26 protein-coding genes are annotated in these 16,978 nt (G+C 67.3%); 6 read left to right on the forward strand and 20 right to left on the reverse strand.

Annotated features, from left to right (window positions below):
• Positions 1 to 53 precede the first annotated feature (53 nt).
• The 14 genes from ABZW96_RS33455 to ABZW96_RS33520 form a co-directional block, all read right to left on the reverse strand.
• Entirely contained in the window at positions 54 to 569 is a 516-nt protein-coding gene (locus ABZW96_RS33455) for a DNA N-6-adenine-methyltransferase (protein WP_355080310.1), read from the reverse strand.
• The gene (locus tag ABZW96_RS33460) at positions 551 to 943 is read right to left on the reverse strand and encodes a hypothetical protein (protein WP_355080312.1); all 393 of its coding nucleotides are present in this window, start codon (positions 941 to 943) and stop codon (positions 551 to 553) included. The genes ABZW96_RS33455 and ABZW96_RS33460 overlap by 19 nt, the downstream gene beginning before the upstream one ends.
• Positions 940 to 1,221, reverse strand: a complete 282-nt coding sequence (locus ABZW96_RS33465) for a hypothetical protein (protein WP_355080314.1) — start codon at positions 1,219 to 1,221, stop codon at positions 940 to 942. The genes ABZW96_RS33460 and ABZW96_RS33465 overlap by 4 nt, the downstream gene beginning before the upstream one ends.
• A 46-nt stretch (positions 1,222 to 1,267) precedes the next feature.
• On the reverse strand, positions 1,268 to 2,122 hold the full coding sequence (locus tag ABZW96_RS33470) for a DUF6551 family protein (protein ID WP_355080316.1): 855 nt from the start codon (positions 2,120 to 2,122) through the stop codon (positions 1,268 to 1,270).
• Positions 2,112 to 2,423, reverse strand: a complete 312-nt coding sequence (locus ABZW96_RS33475; RefSeq protein ID WP_355080317.1) for a hypothetical protein — start codon at positions 2,421 to 2,423, stop codon at positions 2,112 to 2,114. Before ABZW96_RS33475 ends, ABZW96_RS33470 begins: the two co-directional genes overlap by 11 nt.
• On the reverse strand, positions 2,420 to 2,764 hold the full coding sequence (locus tag ABZW96_RS33480) for a hypothetical protein (protein WP_355080319.1): 345 nt from the start codon (positions 2,762 to 2,764) through the stop codon (positions 2,420 to 2,422). Before ABZW96_RS33480 ends, ABZW96_RS33475 begins: the two co-directional genes overlap by 4 nt.
• The gene (locus tag ABZW96_RS33485) at positions 2,761 to 3,327 is read right to left on the reverse strand and encodes a WhiB family transcriptional regulator (RefSeq protein WP_355080321.1); all 567 of its coding nucleotides are present in this window, start codon (positions 3,325 to 3,327) and stop codon (positions 2,761 to 2,763) included. Before ABZW96_RS33485 ends, ABZW96_RS33480 begins: the two co-directional genes overlap by 4 nt.
• Before the next feature lie 48 nt (positions 3,328 to 3,375).
• Positions 3,376 to 3,645 carry a hypothetical protein gene (locus ABZW96_RS33490; protein WP_355080323.1) on the reverse strand — a complete coding sequence of 90 codons (270 nt, stop codon included), beginning with the start codon at positions 3,643 to 3,645 and terminating at the stop codon, positions 3,376 to 3,378.
• Between the two features lie 76 nt (positions 3,646 to 3,721).
• Positions 3,722 to 3,985 carry a hypothetical protein gene (locus tag ABZW96_RS33495; protein ID WP_355080324.1) on the reverse strand — a complete coding sequence of 88 codons (264 nt, stop codon included), beginning with the start codon at positions 3,983 to 3,985 and terminating at the stop codon, positions 3,722 to 3,724.
• Complete coding sequence (locus ABZW96_RS33500) at positions 3,982 to 4,308, reverse strand: hypothetical protein (protein WP_355080326.1); 327 nt, start codon at positions 4,306 to 4,308, stop codon at positions 3,982 to 3,984. Before ABZW96_RS33500 ends, ABZW96_RS33495 begins: the two co-directional genes overlap by 4 nt.
• Before the next feature lie 5 nt (positions 4,309 to 4,313).
• Complete coding sequence (locus ABZW96_RS33505; RefSeq protein WP_159850656.1) at positions 4,314 to 4,670, reverse strand: hypothetical protein; 357 nt, start codon at positions 4,668 to 4,670, stop codon at positions 4,314 to 4,316.
• A 115-nt stretch (positions 4,671 to 4,785) separates the two neighbouring features.
• On the reverse strand, positions 4,786 to 6,510 hold the full coding sequence (locus ABZW96_RS33510; RefSeq protein WP_355080328.1) for an FtsK/SpoIIIE domain-containing protein: 1,725 nt from the start codon (positions 6,508 to 6,510) through the stop codon (positions 4,786 to 4,788).
• Position 6,511: 1 nt separating this feature from the next.
• Positions 6,512 to 6,871: a hypothetical protein gene (locus ABZW96_RS33515; RefSeq protein WP_355080330.1), complete on the reverse strand. Its 360-nt coding sequence runs from the start codon at positions 6,869 to 6,871 to the stop codon at positions 6,512 to 6,514.
• 11 nt (positions 6,872 to 6,882) lie between these two features.
• Positions 6,883 to 7,401 carry a hypothetical protein gene (locus ABZW96_RS33520; RefSeq protein WP_355080332.1) on the reverse strand — a complete coding sequence of 173 codons (519 nt, stop codon included), beginning with the start codon at positions 7,399 to 7,401 and terminating at the stop codon, positions 6,883 to 6,885.
• A 445-nt stretch (positions 7,402 to 7,846) separates the two neighbouring features.
• Here ABZW96_RS33520 and ABZW96_RS33525 point away from each other — a divergent pair, with 445 nt between their 5' ends.
• Positions 7,847 to 8,695: a GntR family transcriptional regulator gene (locus tag ABZW96_RS33525; RefSeq protein WP_355080334.1), complete on the forward strand. Its 849-nt coding sequence runs from the start codon at positions 7,847 to 7,849 to the stop codon at positions 8,693 to 8,695.
• A gap of 44 nt (positions 8,696 to 8,739) precedes the next feature.
• Entirely contained in the window at positions 8,740 to 9,651 is a 912-nt protein-coding gene (locus tag ABZW96_RS33530; RefSeq protein ID WP_355080336.1) for an aminoglycoside phosphotransferase family protein, read from the forward strand.
• 22 nt (positions 9,652 to 9,673) lie between these two features.
• Here ABZW96_RS33530 and ABZW96_RS33535 read toward each other — a convergent pair whose 3' ends face one another.
• The 3 genes from ABZW96_RS33535 to ABZW96_RS33545 are packed head-to-tail and all read right to left on the reverse strand — an operon-like array spanning position 9,674 to position 11,865.
• Positions 9,674 to 10,360, reverse strand: a complete 687-nt coding sequence (locus tag ABZW96_RS33535; RefSeq protein ID WP_355080338.1) for a hypothetical protein — start codon at positions 10,358 to 10,360, stop codon at positions 9,674 to 9,676.
• Between the two features lie 15 nt (positions 10,361 to 10,375).
• Entirely contained in the window at positions 10,376 to 10,729 is a 354-nt protein-coding gene (locus ABZW96_RS33540; RefSeq protein WP_355080340.1) for a hypothetical protein, read from the reverse strand.
• Positions 10,730 to 10,785: 56 nt separating this feature from the next.
• On the reverse strand, positions 10,786 to 11,865 hold the full coding sequence (locus ABZW96_RS33545) for an HNH endonuclease signature motif containing protein (RefSeq protein WP_355080341.1): 1,080 nt from the start codon (positions 11,863 to 11,865) through the stop codon (positions 10,786 to 10,788).
• A gap of 224 nt (positions 11,866 to 12,089) precedes the next feature.
• Between ABZW96_RS33545 and ABZW96_RS33550 the strand changes: the two genes are divergently transcribed.
• Together ABZW96_RS33550 and ABZW96_RS33555 are read left to right on the forward strand one after the other, a co-directional pair.
• Positions 12,090 to 12,434, forward strand: a complete 345-nt coding sequence (locus ABZW96_RS33550) for a hypothetical protein (protein WP_355080343.1) — start codon at positions 12,090 to 12,092, stop codon at positions 12,432 to 12,434.
• Between the two features lie 123 nt (positions 12,435 to 12,557).
• Positions 12,558 to 12,866, forward strand: coding sequence for a hypothetical protein (locus tag ABZW96_RS33555; RefSeq protein WP_355080345.1), 309 nt, complete (start codon positions 12,558 to 12,560; stop codon positions 12,864 to 12,866).
• Between the two features lie 288 nt (positions 12,867 to 13,154).
• On the opposite strand, the gene ABZW96_RS33560 is transcribed toward ABZW96_RS33555, so the two are convergent.
• Together ABZW96_RS33560 and ABZW96_RS33565 are read right to left on the reverse strand one after the other, a co-directional pair.
• Positions 13,155 to 13,454: a DUF6342 family protein gene (locus ABZW96_RS33560; protein WP_067470744.1), complete on the reverse strand. Its 300-nt coding sequence runs from the start codon at positions 13,452 to 13,454 to the stop codon at positions 13,155 to 13,157.
• Between the two features lie 339 nt (positions 13,455 to 13,793).
• Entirely contained in the window at positions 13,794 to 14,186 is a 393-nt protein-coding gene (locus ABZW96_RS33565) for a hypothetical protein (protein WP_355080347.1), read from the reverse strand.
• A 261-nt stretch (positions 14,187 to 14,447) separates the two neighbouring features.
• Between ABZW96_RS33565 and ABZW96_RS33570 the strand changes: the two genes are divergently transcribed.
• Complete coding sequence (locus tag ABZW96_RS33570) at positions 14,448 to 15,020, forward strand: DUF6325 family protein (RefSeq protein ID WP_355080349.1); 573 nt, start codon at positions 14,448 to 14,450, stop codon at positions 15,018 to 15,020.
• A gap of 123 nt (positions 15,021 to 15,143) precedes the next feature.
• Here ABZW96_RS33570 and ABZW96_RS33575 read toward each other — a convergent pair whose 3' ends face one another.
• Positions 15,144 to 15,530, reverse strand: a complete 387-nt coding sequence (locus ABZW96_RS33575; protein WP_355080351.1) for an IS30 family transposase — start codon at positions 15,528 to 15,530, stop codon at positions 15,144 to 15,146.
• Positions 15,531 to 16,197: 667 nt separating this feature from the next.
• Between ABZW96_RS33575 and ABZW96_RS33580 the strand changes: the two genes are divergently transcribed.
• Positions 16,198 to 16,978, forward strand: a 781-nt coding sequence (locus ABZW96_RS33580) for a hypothetical protein (protein WP_355080353.1), incomplete at its 3' end; no start/stop codon positions are given.

A 16,978-nucleotide genomic window follows, 5' to 3' on the forward strand; every position in this document is an offset into this window, starting at 1 on the left:
GGCGGTGGTCGCGCGCGCCGGTGTGGCGAATCGTTCGATGTCCGTCTGCAGGCTCATGGCGCCTCCCTGAGCCGGACGAACCTGCCCGCCAACCCGCAGGTCGCCAACCGGGAGGCATCGAGGGCTCCGTAGGCGACCAGGCAAGATGGCGCGCCGGCGTTTCCGGCTGCTCGGGAGCCGTCGGGCAGGTAGAAGTGCAGGCGTCCGTGCAGGAACAACACAGCGGTCGCGCGTTCCCACACGGCGTTGATGAACCAGCGGGTCTCGGTGCGCGCGAACACGATCGCGGCTCCCTGGCCGTGCTCGGCGAGCTTGGACAGCCAGCGGTCGACGGCGGCGTAGGGCGGGTTCAGCCAGACCCGCCCGGTCCAGTCGGCGGCGAGGCCGTCGTCCGGTGGGGCGATGTGCTGGCGTGCGGTATCCCATGGCCGGTCGATGGCTGCGCACGGGTCGAGGTCGAAAGGGCCGAGCGCTGTGAGGATCCCCGGCGGGGTGAGCCACACATTCGACCCGGCGCGGGTCGAATGGTGGCCACCGATGCTGGTCAGGGTCATGATTCCGCTGGCCACTGCGCGAGGATGCGCTGGACGTTGGCGTCGACACGGGCGCCGAGGATGATCTGGTCGGCCTCGGTGATGACCACCCGCGGCCGGTCGCGGTGCCCGCAGGGGTTGGTCCAGGTCTGGACGCGGCCGCGCCAGCGCGGGACGCCGCGGGGTTCGCCGCAGCGGGGGCAGCCGGTGGAGATATCGACGGTGCGCAGCGGACCCCACGCGCCGAACAACCACCAGGGGCCGCCGACGCGGTCGCGGAGGGTGACACAACGCAGGGATCCGGGCTCGAGGGCCTCGGTCTGGGCGTGGCGGGCCATGGTGTCGGGTTCGCGGCGCGCGGCGGCGGCCTCACGCCGAACCCAGCGGCGGAACCGGTACATCGCGATCATCGGTTGTTGTCCTTCCTGTGCTGCTCGGCGGGGCCGTTGATGCGGCGCAGCTCGAGCAAGGCGGTGTGCATCTGGGTGTGGAGGGTGTGCGCGTGGTGGATTTCGTCGGTTCCCCAGCTCGGGGTCGGGGTCATCTCGCCGCAGCTGCACGACCCGCTGAACAGCTGACGGCCGGTGGTGTCGGTCTCTCGCGGCGCCAGCTGCAGCCGGTGGTGCTGCCGGGTGGGCGCGGCCGCCGAAGCCATACGCGAATGACGTTGGCGGTGCAGTGATTTCACGGATTCCTCCTTGGGTGCGGATTCCCTGGACGACATGGGGTGGAGGTCAGCGGCGCAGTTCGTCGCGGTTGAGCTTCGGGCCGCGCGAGGAGTTGTAGGCGCCGATCATCACCAGGGCGACGAGCGCACCGTTCTGGCCTTTCTCGGTCTCCTTCAGCGCCAGCGCGCGGGCCTTGACCTGCCGCGGCGCGAGGTCGACGAGGACCTCGCCGAAGCGGTCGTGGTCGAGCTGCTGCTCGTAGCTGCGCAGGATGAGGGCGACGCCGGCGACCAGCGGGGCGTCGACGGCGTCGAGGCGGTGTCCCCAGACCTCGACGATCAGTCGCAAGGTGTTGCCCAGCAGCAACTTCCCGCCGGTGCGGTGGATCCGCTCGAGGGTGCTGGTGCAGCGGATGACGCCGTCCTTGGCGGCCTCGGCGACGGTCAGCCCGACCTCGCCGACGATGTCCTCGATGGCGGCGACGGTCGGGTCCGCGGCCGCGCGGCGCGAGCGCCACCGGTCCCACGTGGTCAATCGCCGCGTCTTGGCGTCGATTTCGTGGAACAGCCGAGCCTCGTCTGCCACGGTCAGACCGGTGTGGACGTTGGCGACCAGGGCCATGTCCGGGTCGATCAGGCGGGCGGCTGCGGCGCGGTGCTGGCCGTTGATCACCGCGTAGCGGGCCAGGGATCCAGCGCCGCGATCAGCGACGTCGAGGACGCCGACGAGGCGGCGATCCCATGTCTTGGCCATCGCGCGGGCCCGGGGCTTGTCGAGCTCGCGCTGATAGCTGGCGTCGACGAACATCTCGGCCACGGAGATCGCCGAGATGTAGACCTCCGGCACCGACGCGTCGGCGGATGAGGAATAGAGGGAGTCGGATCGGTCCAGGACCGCGGTGGCGGTGGTGTCAGAGGTCATGATCGGTCTCGGTCTCATCGTCGATGGGAAGGTTCGTGGTCAGTGCGTCGGCGATCCAGTCGCTGTTGTGGGCGATCGCCTCGCGGATGGCGTCGTTGACGGCCTCGACCGTCGCCGGTTTGCGGATGTGCACGCGCATCCCATCGGGATGGGAGTCGGTGAGGATGTAGCGGTCACCGTGGTCGGCGACAGCGATGCTGATCTCGCCGAGCTTCGGGGTCGATCGGTGGCCGCCGCGGCCGAGTTCGGCACGGCCGCGGGCGAGCAGCTGCTCGATGCGGGGGGAGTGGGCGCTGGTCACGGCAGGACCTCCGTGCTGCTGGTGTCGAAGGCCGCGACGGCGGTGTCGAGCTGACCGGCGATGCGGCGCTGGAACTCGAGCAGGTCGAACGCGAGATCCTCGTCGTCACCGGCGTTTTCGATGTCGTCGAGCGCGCAGGCGAGGTTGGCGGCGGCGCTGTGGGCGCGGTGCGCGGCCTCCAGAGCCCCGTTGATCGATCCCGCCTCGATCGCGGCGGCCAGGCGCAGGGCGGCGGTGAACAGTGCGCCGGCGTCGGCGGCCGCGAGCTCGGGCAGCGTGGTGGACTCGGGGCAGGCCACGATCGGGTCTTGCGGCGCGGCGCCGTCGATGTTGGTGTTCATGCCACGGCGTCCGCGTCGTCGAGGGTGATGGCGAGAATGCGGCGGGCGATCGTCTTGTGCACGTTCTGCCAGCCGTCCTCTTTTTTGGCGAGCTTGCAGATCGTGGAGACTCCGACACCGGCGCTGGCGGCAAGGCTGCGCGCACTGCGTCCGGCGTCGAGCAGGGCGTTGATGTGGCGGTGAAGATCCTCGACCGGGGCGAAGCCCCTGCAGTCCTCGCAGGTGTTGAACTTGGTGCGGGTGGCGAACACTGTGTCGCACTCGGTGCAGCGGACCTTGGGCGCCGCCGAGCTCTCGAATCCCAGCCATGCCTCCAGCTCGGCGTAGTCGTCGGGGTTGGAGGTGCGGAATCCGCCGGCGACGGCGTACTGCTCGTTGGTGCGGACCGCGATCATGCCGCAGATCTCGCGGACAGGGCAGCCCTGGCAGATCCTTTTGGCTTCGGTGGCGGGGTCTTTCGGGGAGATCGGGAACCACAGGTCGGGGTCGGGGTGTCCGGCGCAGGCCGCCTGATTACGCCAGTCGGTGCTGGGGGCTGCGGCGTCGAGGTCGGTGATGGTCATGACTGTGTGGGCCTTTCGGGTCGTGAGATGTGGTGATCGCCGCAAGAGTCAGCGCGGGACGCGGCCGGTGCCGACGAGGACGCGCAGCTGCTCGGGCAGGCGCTCGCGCACGGCGTCGATCAGGGCCTGCGGGGTGATGGGCAGGTCGCTGGTGTCGAGCACCTTGAGGTAGAGGGCGCTACCAGCGCAGTCGACGCGGGTCGCCTTCTGGATCAGGGTTTCGGGATCGTCGAGCTCGGCCAGCAGCGTCAGCAGCTGGTGGGCGCTGGCGGCGATCTTCTCGGCGAGTGCGACCTCGGTGGAGATGGTGGTTCGCATCGGGACGTCCTGTCTGTGATGAGATGATCTGAGGGACGTCCCAGCCAGGTTCACGCTGGCTGGGGCGTCCCTTTGTTCAGAAGGTGGAGTAGTTGCGTGCCGGGACGAGCACGCCTTCGTCGATGAGCAGGGCCATGGCGGCGGCTTTGATCCGGCAGATCCGGGGGGCGTCGCCGGGGCATTCCAGGTGCTGGCGGGTGATGGCCTTGGCCTGGTCGACGCTCAGCCCGCGGCCGGTGTCCTCGCACGACCAGTTCGTGATCGTCATGTCCTGGCCGCGGATCGGTCCGGTGACGACGAGCCCAGCCCACATGTCGTGGGAACCCAGCCGATCGTTCATCGCGAGAACCCGGCCCACATGCCGCGTTCGATGTGCGGGGCGGTAATCGTCAGCTCGGTGACGTTGCCTGCCAACGCCTTCAGCTGCGGCCGAGCGGCCGGGCCGGCGCGGTGGCAGGCGCGTGGGGCGCCATAACGCTCGATCTCCGCGGCTGAGGTCAGACGCTCCATGTCGGGGGCGTTGACGTGCATCGACTCCCGATCCAGCGCGTCTTCCAGCTGCCGCTCCAGCTCGGCGAGTTTCCGGTCGCGATCCGCCAGCGCGGCCCGCAGACGCGCGAGCTCGTCGTCACGGTGACGGCGGAACGGGTGCAGGATCGTCATGGCGTTCACCGCACCGTTTCGGCCGGGTACCACGGCCCGGTGCTGATCTCGTTGCCGCGGATGACGACCTCGCGGACCATCAGCTGCGGCTGGTAGTCCTTGGGGCCGTAGTCGTCGATGGCCTGGGCGGTCATGTCGAACATCTCGTCAGCGGCGCGGGCGCGGTCGTGGAAGACGGTCGGGGTGGTGTGGTTCGGGGAGGCGAGGCGGGTGGAGACCTTGCGCCACCAGCGGCCGTTGGGCAGTTTGATCGCGTACTGGTGGGTGGTCGACGAGATGGCGGTCAGGGTGTCGATCAGGGCCTGCTCGGCGGCGGTCGGCGGCGCGAGCAGGGTGCGGGCGAGATCGAAGGTGAGGGTCATGATTTGCCTTCCTGAACTGGTGTTTTCTCTGGTCGCCCACCCGTTGTGGGGTGGGAGTTCAAGGCGGAACCGATAGTTAACAGTCTAGACTGTTAACGGTTCAGTTGTGTGGATTTCAGGCGAATTCGTCGGCAGCATCGGTGTCGTCGGTGTCGTCGCTGCGGTCGTCGTCGCCGAGCTCGTCGAAGTCGATGCCGTCGAGCGGCTCGTCGACGCTCTCGCGCTTGTCGCGCTGCCGGTCCTCGGCCAGGGCGTCACCGATCTTCTTGCTCAATTCCTCGGCCTCGGCGTCGATCTCGGCCAGCAGCAACCCCGTGACGTTGGGAATCTCGCCGTCACCGCGGCGACGACGCGCGGAGTCGATCGACACCACCGGCTTGCCCCCCGCGGCGCGCTGCCCACCGACCGCGGCGGCCTGGGCTGCGGCTTCCTGCACATGCGGGTGCGGGTACGGCGGGTAGGTCTGCGCGGCCCAGGCCAGGTTCTCGTCGGAGACGAAGTAGGCGCGCACACGCACGATCTGGGAGCTGGAGTCGTCGAAGACGTAGGCGATGCCGGCGCTGCCCTTGTCGGGGATGTTGGTGTTGTCGGCGCCACGCTCGGCGGCGTGGTGATCGCCGTAGACCATGACCATCTGCTCCGGCGAGCTCAGGCGCATGCCGATCCGGATCTGGAACAGATCCCGCAGCATGTCGAGGATCTTCTTGTTCGCCAGCTGCGTGTACCCGGAGATGGAGACGCCCAGGGCGCGGCCCAGCCGCGCGATCGACACCAGCACCCGCAGGAAGTCGGTGCGGGTCTTCGGGTCGTCGAGCAGCTCGGCGATCTCGTCGATGATCAGGTGATACATCGGGGCGCCGGTGGTGATGACGTGCTTGGACAGGCCCAGGGCTTCCATCTCGCGGCCGCGTTCCTCGATCACCGTCCAGCGCAGCCACTCCAGCATCTGCCCGCTCGAGCCCGCATCGGTGGCGGTGCGGTGCAGCAGCCCCTTCATCCGCGCGGCCTCGACACCGAACTTCATGTCGATCATCAAGTTCACGAGCAGGCCGTCACGGGCGGCCGGAGCGGTCGCCATCAGCAGCGACGCCACGAACCCGGACTTACCGGATCCGGGCAGGCCGACGCCGAGGATGTTGCGTTCGAACAGCGGCACGAGCCAGTGCTCGCCGTCCTCGCGCATGCCGGGGTTGAGCTTCTTCAGATCGACCGGCTCGGCGGGGACCGGAACGGGCACCAGATCCTTGATCGGATCGAAGTAGCGCACGTCCAGGCAGATCACACGCCCCCGGGAGCCGACCACGCGAGCGGCGTCGGCGTCGAGAGCGACCGCGATGCGCTTGAGCTTCTCCTCGTAGTGGCGGCGCTCCTGGCCGTCGCTCATGCGCAGCCGCAGCCGCAACCCCACCGGCACGGAGATGATGCCGCGGTCGGGCGGGTAGGAGCTCTGCGACGGCACCAGCTGCGGCCACTCCCCCGGATCACCGTTCGCCGGATCGGGCAACCGCCCCAAACCGAGTGCGGCCCACTTCTTCACCGCATCCCAGGGGGTGGACAGGACCTGCACCGTCTCCTGGACGTCTTCGGGGAAATCGGTGACCCAGTCCGCCCAGTCCCGGGCAGCAACCCGCTCGGCGCGAGTCACCTGGGTCTTGGCCGACCACCGCGACCACACGGCGCGCGCGCCGAGCGCACCCACCCCGGCCAGCAGCGGCGTGACACCGACCGACCCTGGCACACCCAGGTTTTCGGCCGTCTTGTACACGGTCGCGATCGTCATGAATCCGATCCCGGTCCCCAGCAGGGCGACGGGAGCGATGAACTCCGGTTCGATGTCCATCTCAAGCCACTTCCTCGGTGGTGTCAGCGGCGGTGAGGTACCGCCATTGGATTCGGGTAACGAGGCTGTCGGGGCGGCAGCCTCGGTGGGTGGAGCAGAAGAAGGCGACGAACTCGGCCGGCGTCATCTCCGGGAAGCCCTCGGCCACGAGATCGGCCTGGCTGATCGCGGCCAGCGGTTCGCGGCTGATCGCGGTGATCTCGACTTGGGCGATGCGCACCAGCGGCTCACCGGCCTTGCGGCCCATCACCTTCCGGCACAGGGTGAGCTGGTCACCGACGCGCGCCATGCGCCAGCCCATCCGCCGGGTCACGGTCTTCTGCCGGGCGATCACTTGGGGTTCGGTCAGGCTGACCGACATGAGCCGCGCCATTACGCGGCCTGCTTCCGGGTCAGCCGCAGCTCGATCTCTTCGATCCGCTCCGGACTCCAGGCGACCCGGGCCTTGCCGGTACCGAGCTCTGCGGCCAGGCGCTGCGCGCGGCGGTCCCAGTCCTGCGGGGTCTGGCCGGTCAGCATCCGCACCCGCAACACGAGCTCACCGCCCTCGCGGCTGCTCGACACCAACTTCGGCACCAACTGCTCACCGAGGCGGCTGCGGGTGAGACCGGCCTGTTCGACCGCGCGTGCCCACCGGCGCCGCCGCATACCGCGACCGGACGAGACGCTCAGCGCCAGCAGCGCGACCGACGTCGTGGCCACCGCCGCCCCGGCCGCGACCGGGGTAGCGGTGGCCACGACCTGATCAGCCCAGCCCGCCGGCCACATCGGACGAGTGCAGATCCCCAACCCGACCGGGACACCGACCAGCACGAATGCGGTCGTGCACCACGACGACGCCTTGGTCGCGCGGCGTGAAGATCTCGGTGCGGAGGAACGTTTCGGAGCCATGTCCTCACCGTCTTCCTGCGCGGCGGCGTGTCGGGAGTTGGCAGGGGTTAACAGCCCCTGCGCTGGCGGCGGCGAATCGGTGGCAGAACAACGCGATCTCACCCACTGCCCAGTGATCTGAATTGATCAGTTGAGAGCGCAGAGCATTCGAGTCGACGATGTTCGAGCCGCTGACGCCTGTCCGCGCATGCACTGGTTCGGGCGATGATTCGCCCGGTTTCCAGGAAATTTCGGGCCGAGTCTGAAAGTTCATCGAGCACCCCTCCAAAGGGGAGATCCGGGTCACATAATGTTCAGATCGTATCAACTGATCTATTCAGATATGACTCTTGAACATTCCCCAGATTGTTGGTACAAGCTGCCGATCTGCGCTGTCGCCCCTGATCGGTTCGGACTGATAGCGTTTGGTTGCTCACAAGCACAGATCAGAGAGGGCTCAGCCGGGATGACTGAATCGACCAGTAGCGAGGCCCGGCGGTGGCAGATCGCGCGTGAGCTCAGGACCGAGATCGAGTCCGGTCGGCTCCGGCCGGGTGAGAAGCTGCCGTCGAGCCGTGCGCTCGCCGAGCGATGGGGAGTCAGCATCGGGACGGTCAACCTGGCGATGGATCAGCTCGGGCACGAGGGGCTCATCCACACCCGCCCCCGGTCGGGGCGTGTGGTCGCCGACCGAGCCGCGGCAGCTGGTGACCGGCCGCCGCAGCCGCGGGTCGTGTACGTCGGCGGCTATGCCGGGAGCGGGAAAACGGAAGTCGGCCGGGTTCTGGCGCGAGAGACCAGGTGGGCGATCCTCGACAAGGAAGTACTCACCCGCAGCGTGGTGGACGCGGCACTCGTCCAGCTCGGTAGCACGATCGCCGATCGGGAATCCGCGCTCTACCGCGAGGTCATCGAGCCTGCCGAGTACCAGTGTCTGGCGGCCGCGGTGAGCGAGAACATCGCCTACGGGGTGAGCGTCATCGCCATCGCACCGTTTCTCGAGCAGTTCGCCAACCGTGCCTGGTTCGACCGCCAAGCCGCCTCGCTGGCCGAACAGGGAGCCGACATGTCGGTGATCTGGGTTGCCAGCAGCACCGAGGTGATGCGGACTCACCTCGAGCGCCGCGCGGCCGCCAAGGACACCTGGAAACTGGGCCACTGGGATCAATACCTCACTGGCGTCGACGCCCAGTTCGCTCCGGCCTGGCCCCACACCGTCATCGGCAACAACCTCGACGACGAGCCGATCCAAGCCCAGGTGAAGACCTTCCTACGCCGCCTCGAGCCCCTCCCCGCAGCGCACCGGCCGCAGTGATCCGGCATTCGGCAGCCTCAGGCCTGTCCCCTAGCCTGGACGTCGTGGCTCGCTCATCGGCATCCGCGTTCCTGCCCGACATGGTCGACAAAGTGCTGATCTCAGCGTGCCGGGCAGCCGGGCTGGATCCCGCCGATGCGGTCATGCTGCGGCTGGGAGAGAACATGCTCTACCAGCTGGCAGCGGCGCCGGTCGTTGTCCGCATCGCCCGCAACCTGCAGCATTGGGACGACGCCTCCAAGGAGGTCGCGGTCGCGAACTGGCTTGCCGACCAGCGCTTCCCGGCCGCACAGACCTACGGCATCGGCAATCGGAACCAGCCCATCGAGATCGACGGACACCCCGTCACGTTCTGGCGTTTGATCCCGGGGCGAGCAGCCGACCTCGACGAAACCGGCATCCTCGGCGATCTGCTGCACCAGCTGCACCAACTCGACCAGCCGGCCGGGCTGACGCTCCCCGCCGTGCAGGCATTCGGGCACGTCCCAGCGCGGCTGGCCACCGCTCCGATCCCGGCCACCGACGCCGATTTCTTGCGGCACCGAGTACGCGAGCTGGAGCAGGAACTGGAGGCGCTGACCTTCCAGCTGCCGGTGACCGCGCTGCACGGCGATGCCCACGTGAAGAACGTCATGATCACCGACGACGGCCAGGCGGTGCTGATCGATCTCGAGGCGTTCGCGTTCGGGCCGGCGGAGTGGGATCTGGCCAAGACTGCGGCCGAAGCGTCGATGGGAATGCTCTCCGAAAAGGCCTACGCCGCGTTCGCGGGTAGCTACGGCTACGACGTCACCACCTGGTCCGGATGGCCGGTCCTGCAAGCCATCCAGCAGGTGAAGATGGTCAGCTGGTTGTCACAGAACGTCGATCACTCCGCACGCGTCCGCGACGAGTACGAGAAGCGGATCCGCACGGTGCGCACCGGCCGACTGACCGAGCCCTGGCGTGGTCTCTGATCGTGCCTGGCAGAGGATCCGCCTACTCGCCCGACTCGCGGTCGAGGGCGCTGAGAATCTGCTTGACATCGGTGCCGCCGAAGTTGTTGTTCGCCTCCGACAGTGACCCCAAGAAGATGTAGTTAACGACCTGCCGGGCCGCCACATTCACCTCGTCGGGCACCCCCACCTCACCGACGTCCGGGGCCACACCCTCCAACTCCAAGGCCAGATCCAGGGCTTTGTTGCGCACACCGTCGAGCACAGTCTCGAAGGCGTGCCGGTTCAAGTCGGCCTTGACACCCGTGCAGTTGAGGAGGGGATTGATCCCGCCTTCCCCCCGCTCGATACGCCCGTTGTACACCGCGAGCGCCTCAGCACTCCACGAGAGGGTGATCCCGCCGTCAGCGGCCAACCCTTCGATTACCGCGATGGGGTGCGTGCGCTGAAACTCGAACTGTGCTGGGGTGCGCCAGCTTTCGGGCATCGCATCACGGCGCACCGGCAGGTGTATTCCGTTCGTGAATGTCCCATACGGCTGCAGAGGGATCGGCTTCCGATAGTCGGGCACCTCGACGTCGGGAGGATAACCCTCAAGTTCCCGAATCACCCACGGCAGCAACGTGTCCTCCGCGCCGATGCGCTTGGCGAGTACCTTCGACCGGCGCAGAATGCCCGACACCGGCCCGTCCCCTACCGCGGCCTCGATGATCTGTTGCAGCAATGCCACAGTGCACCCCGGTGTTCAGGCGGTCGGGAGGCCGAGCTGGGCGCTGGCGATACCCCACAGGCCGGTCAGCACCGTCGCTGTCACCTGCTGGCGCACCTCGGCCCACCATCCCGAAACAGCCGGTCCCGCACCACCGTCGTCGGCTCGGCCGCCGTCCGCGTCCAACGCCGCCTCCAGGGCCTCGACCTGCTCATCGGACAGGCCTGCCTCACGCAATGCGTCGAACAGGTCCGCGCGGTCATCCTCCGCGCCGTTGTTGACGATGGACTGGGTGACGTTATTGCCCCCGAAGTTGTTGTTCGCGCCGGTGAAGTCGCCGCCGCCGAAATTGAACGTATTGCCGCTAATGTGCTCTACCCTCCGAAACACTCGAAACGCCCCGAACGAACGATAAGGCTAGACGTGGCACCGGCCAGCAGCCAGACTCACTCGGCGAGCCGGTCGGCATCCTCGTCGCCCTCGAGCAGAACATCGAGGTACTGCCACCGGTTCTCGGTCGGGTCGGAAACATACACCGAGGCGTCGGTGATCCCCTCCTCCCGTGAGAAGGTGGCGGAGAACTCGCCGGTGAAGGAAAAGTCGGCGTACCTGCTCGTCGTTCGCGGTTCCCACCATTCGCGGTCCTCGACGTCTTCCTCGATGTGGGCGGTGAACGTGCCCTCCAGATCCCCGGTCATCTGGACTTCGCCGTCGACGTATCGCAGCTCACGGACGTACAGCCCGATCGGATTCGAGCTCGGCTTCTGCCACGCCTCGGTGTCGCGGAAGCGGTTTGCCGTGCCGTGCCGGATCCAGTGGTCCACCTCGTCGTCGACGCGCTCGCGAACCTGATCACGCACACAGCCCAGCGCGTAGGCGATCGGGGTGTCGAGGACATCTTCGAGGATCACCCGTGCGCGCCGTGACGTCACGTCCCACTCGATCATCGTCCGTTCTTCAGGCAGCTGGACGCGTCGGCCCTTGATCTCGACGACCGGGCGCTGCTCGGTGTAGTCCTGCCAGTACGGTGCGTCGAGGATCTGTGGGAACCGTTCCCGGAAGACAGGCAGGATCACCGCTCCGAATGCCGCGATCGAGTCTGCGACCTCGTCGTTGCCGAGGTCGGCCGCGGTCACCGCGAGTAGCGCTCGGACGACGCTGTCATTGGCGCGGAATCTTGTGAGGTGGCGTTGGACCTTCGGGGCGATGCCAGCGGCCGCCTTGAGGACGGAGGCGATTCGGGGGATGTTCCAGTACTCGTCGTTGTTCTTCTCTTGGTTGCAGGGTCCGCAGATCGGTGCGAGGTTCGCCGCCGCGTCCACGTCGAAGTCGGCGCCGAGGCCCAGATCCTCAACCGGGCCCGAGGTGGGATTGCGCGGGACGATGTGGTCGATCTGCAGGCCCCGGAAGGTGGTCGGGGTCTTGCACCAGTAGCACTTGTGGCCCCACGCCTGCACCAGAGCCAGCAGCAGGAGCCGGTTGTGCGTAGGTGACGAGTGTGAGTACCGCGCATCATCGGTGGTCATGAACGCCGCACCGCCACGATCGCGGGGTGGTGGGTGTGCATGAGGTCGACGAACTCGACGAGCGCGGGATGACGTGAGCCGGCGGCGGGCAGCCACCACGCACCCTGCCCGCCGCCACACCCCCCACCCCCGCGCGCACCACGCGCAGCGACACGCATGTCAGACCCCGCGGACACAATCACCCGTATCTGCACCCCGAAACCATCTCACCGACAGGGGATTCGATGATCACCACCCACCCCGCCGACCCCACCCTCGTAACCATCCTCGTCACCGCCTTCATCGTGCTCCTCATCGCAGGCTCCATCGGCGCTGTCCTCGACGCCATCGCCCGCCGCGCCTACGCCGACGCCGACACCCACTTCATCGGCGACTGGCAACCCACCTCCGAATACTTCACCTCCAAAGCCCGCGGCGACCGCTACGACCGCTACTCCACCCCGCCGATGATCATCACCCTCGCCGCCGTGCTCACCTGCCTCATCACCGGAGCTCTACTCGCCAACCAAGCCATCGACATCACCCTGCTCCCGGGCCCACCAACCACCACCCAACCCACACCCCACTGACACCACCCCACCGCGCTCCCCACCCACCACCCGCCCGCCGACATCAACAGCCAGGCACACCAACTGGGCGACGCGCAGGCCGCACCGTTTGCGCCATGCGGACCGGCGGACAAGGCTGGATGTGTGGGGCGTGATGACGCTCGCGGTGCGGTGTACGCCGATATCGCCGAAGCGTTCGACGCGGTGCTGTCGAGCGCCGAGCACGAACGCGCCGAACGCGGTGAGGTGCCGTGGCTGGATGAGGTGATCGCCGAACTCGCCTCGACCACCCGCCAGGCCCACGATCTGGTCGTGCTGCACGCGGTCGGCGGCATCATCGCCCAGCGCGGCAACTACTCGATGGCGGACCTGGCCGCGCTCACCGACGCCGACCCGGCAGCGGTGCGCCGCGTGCTGGCCGAGCTGCGCGCGCGCCACTTCGGCATCCGCTGACCGGGGTTGAGGAGCATTTCCGCCCGATCCGGCGCTAGGGAGTTACTGATAATGACACACCATGTGCGGCGACTCCGGTGCCGACCTGGGGGAATGCTCTGGATGGGCGGTACCGGCTCCGGAAACGATCTGCGGTAGGGCGCTTACCGCTGGATTCGGCGGCGCTGGACCCCATGGACCGAGGCCAGCTCGGCAGAAACGCCCTGCCGACCGTGGGACGGTCGGCAGGGCGTTTCCCCTGTTTCGTTCCGGCCCGCGACACGACACACGGCCGGTCGCGGCGCCGGTTCAGTAGCCCAAGTTGGTCTGTCCGGTGATCACTCGACCCGCGACATAGAGGTCGCCATTGGAGTCCAGCACGGCAATGATCTTCTTCTGGGTGCCGTGGTGGGTCGTGAAGTAGATCTTGTCGGCCTCCTGCGAGGTGCTGAAGTTCGTGTTCACCGACAGTTCGATGCTCACCGGCGAGCTGATGAGGACATCCTTCTTCGGTGAGGTGGGATACACCTGGTTCTGGCGCAGCTTCACCCGACCGTGGGTGTCGCCCTCTTCCCAATCGGAGGCCAAGCCCAGATCGATATCACCCATGCTGATTCCCCTTAGCTGCAGATCATCCTGCGATCTTCGAATCGGTATCCGGTACCCAATTCGATTGCCCCGCAACATGATTCTATGCAGGACGAGAGCTGGACGGCATGCCAACGGAGCGATTGTGCGTCACTCGCTCTATGGGAATAGGAACTTTCGGTCGAGATCGCCCCGGACGCCGGATCCGTCCGGATCCGGCACTCGTCGGCGGTCTCGGCCCCCTGTAGTCCTGTAGCGCGCACCCCCGGTTCCGGCCGATGCGGCCGTTGGAACGGCGGCGCTTCGAACCTCCTCGACTGCTCCAGCGCCGGAAGGCTGTCGAGAAATCGATCTTGGGCACTAGTCGAGCTGCGTGGGGTGAGCGGCCTTTGGCGGAGCCTGGTTTTCGGTTTCTATGCGCGGAGATTGCTGGTTGATCCGGGTCGGCTGCCAACGGGTTGAACGCCATCCGGTGACGATGAGTATTCCCGTCACCGTGACCACGGCCAGGGCCATCAACCCGCCGGCGGCGGTGACCGCCGCGACCGTCTGAGCCGCAGGCGGGTCCTCGGCCATCGCCCCGTGGTAGAGCATCAGCGCGCTGGCCGTCAACGGCCCGGCCGCGGCCAGGACAGGAACGAGAGAGAGCAAGCCCAGAGTGACCGCCGTCTGCGGTGCCAGGGTTCGCTCTGTTGATCGTGCCCGCCGCACCCGATGCCGTCCCCGCCCGGTGTGGTTCACAGTCCGGTCCATCTCGCACCTCCTCCGACAAGCAGATGTGTCGCAGGTTCTTTCGGACGCGATGCCAGAGACGACGCTATCGGCTCAGCGGACAGGCAAACCAGGGTCGTTCCGAACCGATACCGATCGGTCGGCAAACCGATAATCACCCGCGTACGAGCGGAGCGCGGGCAGCGGAACGCTCGGTCCAACGGGCGATCGGGGCCGAAGGAGGCTGCTTCTTCATCCGCAACAGGTGAGGTGGCTTCCACAGTGCGCCCTCACGATGGTTCCATGACCGCGGCATCGAACCTGGGTCCGGTGGAGGTGGTGGTTCTCACCTTCCCCGGAATGCGCATGAACGAGCACGTCCGGGAGGGTCTGTCCGGTGTCGTCGAAGGTGGATATGTCACCGTGTTGGATTTGGTCTACCTCGCCAAGGACGCCAATGGCTACCTGCGGCGAGTCGAGATCGGAGAGCCGCTCGAGGAGATCGGCTTGGCCGGGGTGCGGGTGCAGGGTCTCGGCTTGCTCACCGAGCAGGACCTGGCAGCGGTGGCCGGGGCGATGCCGGTGGCCACCTCGGCGGTCGTGGTCGTCTACGAGCAGACCTGGACCCGCACGATCGCCGATCAGATCGCCGGGTGCGGTGGCGAGATCGCCCTGCACCTCCAGATGCGGTGCCCCCACTCGTCGTGCTCTGCGGACACGTCCGTGGCGTCGATGATCCTCAGCGCGCGGGCCGACACACCGGGACTGCTGGCCACCAGCGGCGCCACCGTCGTAGCCGACGGCAGCGGCCGGACCGCGCACGCGATCACCGAACGAACCCGGCACATCGCCGCAGCCCACACCAACCTCGGGTAGCACGACCATCCACACGCCGCTACCGACAAGCCCCGAGACCCAGGCCACGGCGATTCAACCCACCACCGCACCCGCAAGCCTCGACACCCACCGAACGGCGGATGTCAAGAATCGTTGGTGCGCTCAAACAGTCAGTGCATCACCGCTGTTCAGATGCTCAGCGTAGACGTCTGCGGGACTGCGGTAGCCGTGGATCTTGCGGGGTCGGTGGTTGAGCTCGTCGGCGATGGTGTCGAGGTCGGCTTGACTGAATCGGCGTAGGTCGGCGTTCTTCGGCAGGTATTGACGCAGTAAGCGATTGGTGTTCTCGTTCGTCCCTCGCTGCCAGGGGCTGCGGGGCTTGCACAGGTAGATCGGCATACCCGCGGCTGCGGTGATGGCTTTGTGACCGGCGATTTCCCGGCCGCGGTCCCAGGTCAGCGTGCGGCGCATCGGCATCGGGAGGCTGAGCAGGTACTTGGTCAGGTGTGGGGTCACCTGATCGGCTTTGATGCCGTCGGGCAGCGCCACCAGCGCGGTGAATGATCATGTCGGCGTGGAGGTTTGGGTGCGGGATTACGGGATATCTGCTGGTCGTCAGGACGAGGTGTGGCGCCGGTGGCGGGCTGGTGAGTCGTTCAGCTCGATTGCCCGGGCGCTCGGGCTGCCGTTGCAGCATGTGCGGAGGTTTCTCGCTCAGACCGGAGGAGTTCACCGGCCGCCACCACGGCGACGCAGCCAGCACCTGACGATGGCCGAGCGCAGCTGCTGGGCTCGCGCCGCGAGGCGACGGCGTAGATGCTGATGGGTGCCCCTCCCGGTTCACTCGAAAAAGGTGAATCGGTCGCGCTGGGATGTTCCTACAGTCGACCGTGTGGCCCTTGGCTGCTCGGTCAGGTGCCACATCAGTAGACCGGGGCTTCGCTGGTATCTGTGGCGGAGTCGATCCGCGTGGCGCAATCGCTCATCTGATTGGCATATCCGGCCAAGGAGGGTTCGACTATGACGACGTATGCACCGGTCACCATCCAGCAGGCACAGTTCCCGATCATCGAATCGTTCACCAATGAGACCGTGACCAACCCGCACTGGCAGCTGCTGGGCAGCGCGCGGCTGTACGGCGGCAGCCTGGAACTCACCCCCAACGCCAACTCTCAAGCCGGGACAGCGTTCCTTGATCAGGCGTTCTCCTCCACCCTTGGGGTCACCATCGACTTCGACTACTCCTGGCGCCGCACTCGGCTACTCCATCACGAAAACGGGGTCCGGGCAGATCGTCGCGCCGGGAGTCACCGCCGGGTTCGTCGGCGTCGGCTTCGACAATTTCGGGAACTTCGCCACACCGCTGGCCGGTACTGGAGGCGGTGCGCAACGGCCCAACACTCTGGGGGTCCGCGGAGCCGGCAATCTGCGGGAGGGGTTCGGCTGGCTGACCGGCGTCGCGGTGCCGGGCGGATTCCGCGCGGATTGGGAGCGCGGCGCCCACATCCAGGTCTCCATCATCGGCGGTCGGCTCACCGTTCGCCACGCCGACAAGACCAACCCGAACGGCACCCTGCTGATCGACAACTTCGATCTCGCCGGCTCCGACGGTCAGCCCCGTGTGCCTGAGACCTTCAAACTGGGCTTCGCAGCCGGGACCGGCGCCGCGACCGCCTCCCACCGGATTCGCAACCTCAAGGTGACCCTGCCCGCGGAAATGCCGCTGGAGATCAGCGGCCCGCGGACAGCGCAGTCCGGACATCGGATCACTTACACCATCGGTGTGCAGAACCTCGGCCCCAACGACGCCCCCGACGCCGTGCTGGACGCCACCGTCCCGACAGAGCTGACCGACCTGGAAGTCACCTGCCAGGCCGAGAACGGAGCCGTGTGCGGCACCGCTTCGGTCCGCGACGGCTTGCACATGCCGATCGACCTGCCCAAGGGCAGCAAAGCGACCATTACCCTGACCGGCACCATCGACCCGCAGTTCGAGG

It is taken from the genome of Nocardia sp. NPDC004168 (assembly GCF_040610355.1).
Classification (GTDB): Bacteria; Actinomycetota; Actinomycetes; order Mycobacteriales; family Mycobacteriaceae; genus Nocardia; species Nocardia sichangensis.

Bases quoted from the DNA above. Each gene is read 5' to 3' on its own strand.
- ABZW96_RS33525 (WP_355080334.1), top strand. From the start codon at position 7,847: ATGACTGAATCGACCAGTAGCGAGGCCCGGCGGTGGCAGATCGCGCGT.
- ABZW96_RS33490 (WP_355080323.1), bottom strand. From the start codon at position 3,645: ATGCGAACCACCATCTCCACCGAGGTCGCACTCGCCGAGAAGATCGCC.
- ABZW96_RS33500 (WP_355080326.1), bottom strand. From the start codon at position 4,308: ATGACGATCCTGCACCCGTTCCGCCGTCACCGTGACGACGAGCTCGCG.
- ABZW96_RS33570 (WP_355080349.1), top strand. From the start codon at position 14,448: ATGACCGCGGCATCGAACCTGGGTCCGGTGGAGGTGGTGGTTCTCACC.
- ABZW96_RS33505 (WP_159850656.1), bottom strand. From the start codon at position 4,670: ATGACCCTCACCTTCGATCTCGCCCGCACCCTGCTCGCGCCGCCGACC.
- ABZW96_RS33480 (WP_355080319.1), bottom strand. From the start codon at position 2,764: ATGAACACCAACATCGACGGCGCCGCGCCGCAAGACCCGATCGTGGCC.
- ABZW96_RS33565 (WP_355080347.1), bottom strand. From the start codon at position 14,186: ATGGACCGGACTGTGAACCACACCGGGCGGGGACGGCATCGGGTGCGG.
- ABZW96_RS33470 (WP_355080316.1), bottom strand. From the start codon at position 2,122: ATGACCTCTGACACCACCGCCACCGCGGTCCTGGACCGATCCGACTCC.
- ABZW96_RS33560 (WP_067470744.1), bottom strand. From the start codon at position 13,454: ATGGGTGATATCGATCTGGGCTTGGCCTCCGATTGGGAAGAGGGCGAC.
- ABZW96_RS33485 (WP_355080321.1), bottom strand. From the start codon at position 3,327: ATGACCATCACCGACCTCGACGCCGCAGCCCCCAGCACCGACTGGCGT.
- ABZW96_RS33460 (WP_355080312.1), bottom strand. From the start codon at position 943: ATGATCGCGATGTACCGGTTCCGCCGCTGGGTTCGGCGTGAGGCCGCC.
- ABZW96_RS33510 (WP_355080328.1), bottom strand. From the start codon at position 6,510: ATGGACATCGAACCGGAGTTCATCGCTCCCGTCGCCCTGCTGGGGACC.
- ABZW96_RS33550 (WP_355080343.1), top strand. From the start codon at position 12,090: ATGATCACCACCCACCCCGCCGACCCCACCCTCGTAACCATCCTCGTC.
- ABZW96_RS33545 (WP_355080341.1), bottom strand. From the start codon at position 11,865: ATGACCACCGATGATGCGCGGTACTCACACTCGTCACCTACGCACAAC.
- ABZW96_RS33520 (WP_355080332.1), bottom strand. From the start codon at position 7,401: ATGGCTCCGAAACGTTCCTCCGCACCGAGATCTTCACGCCGCGCGACC.
- ABZW96_RS33515 (WP_355080330.1), bottom strand. From the start codon at position 6,871: ATGTCGGTCAGCCTGACCGAACCCCAAGTGATCGCCCGGCAGAAGACC.
- ABZW96_RS33495 (WP_355080324.1), bottom strand. From the start codon at position 3,985: ATGAACGATCGGCTGGGTTCCCACGACATGTGGGCTGGGCTCGTCGTC.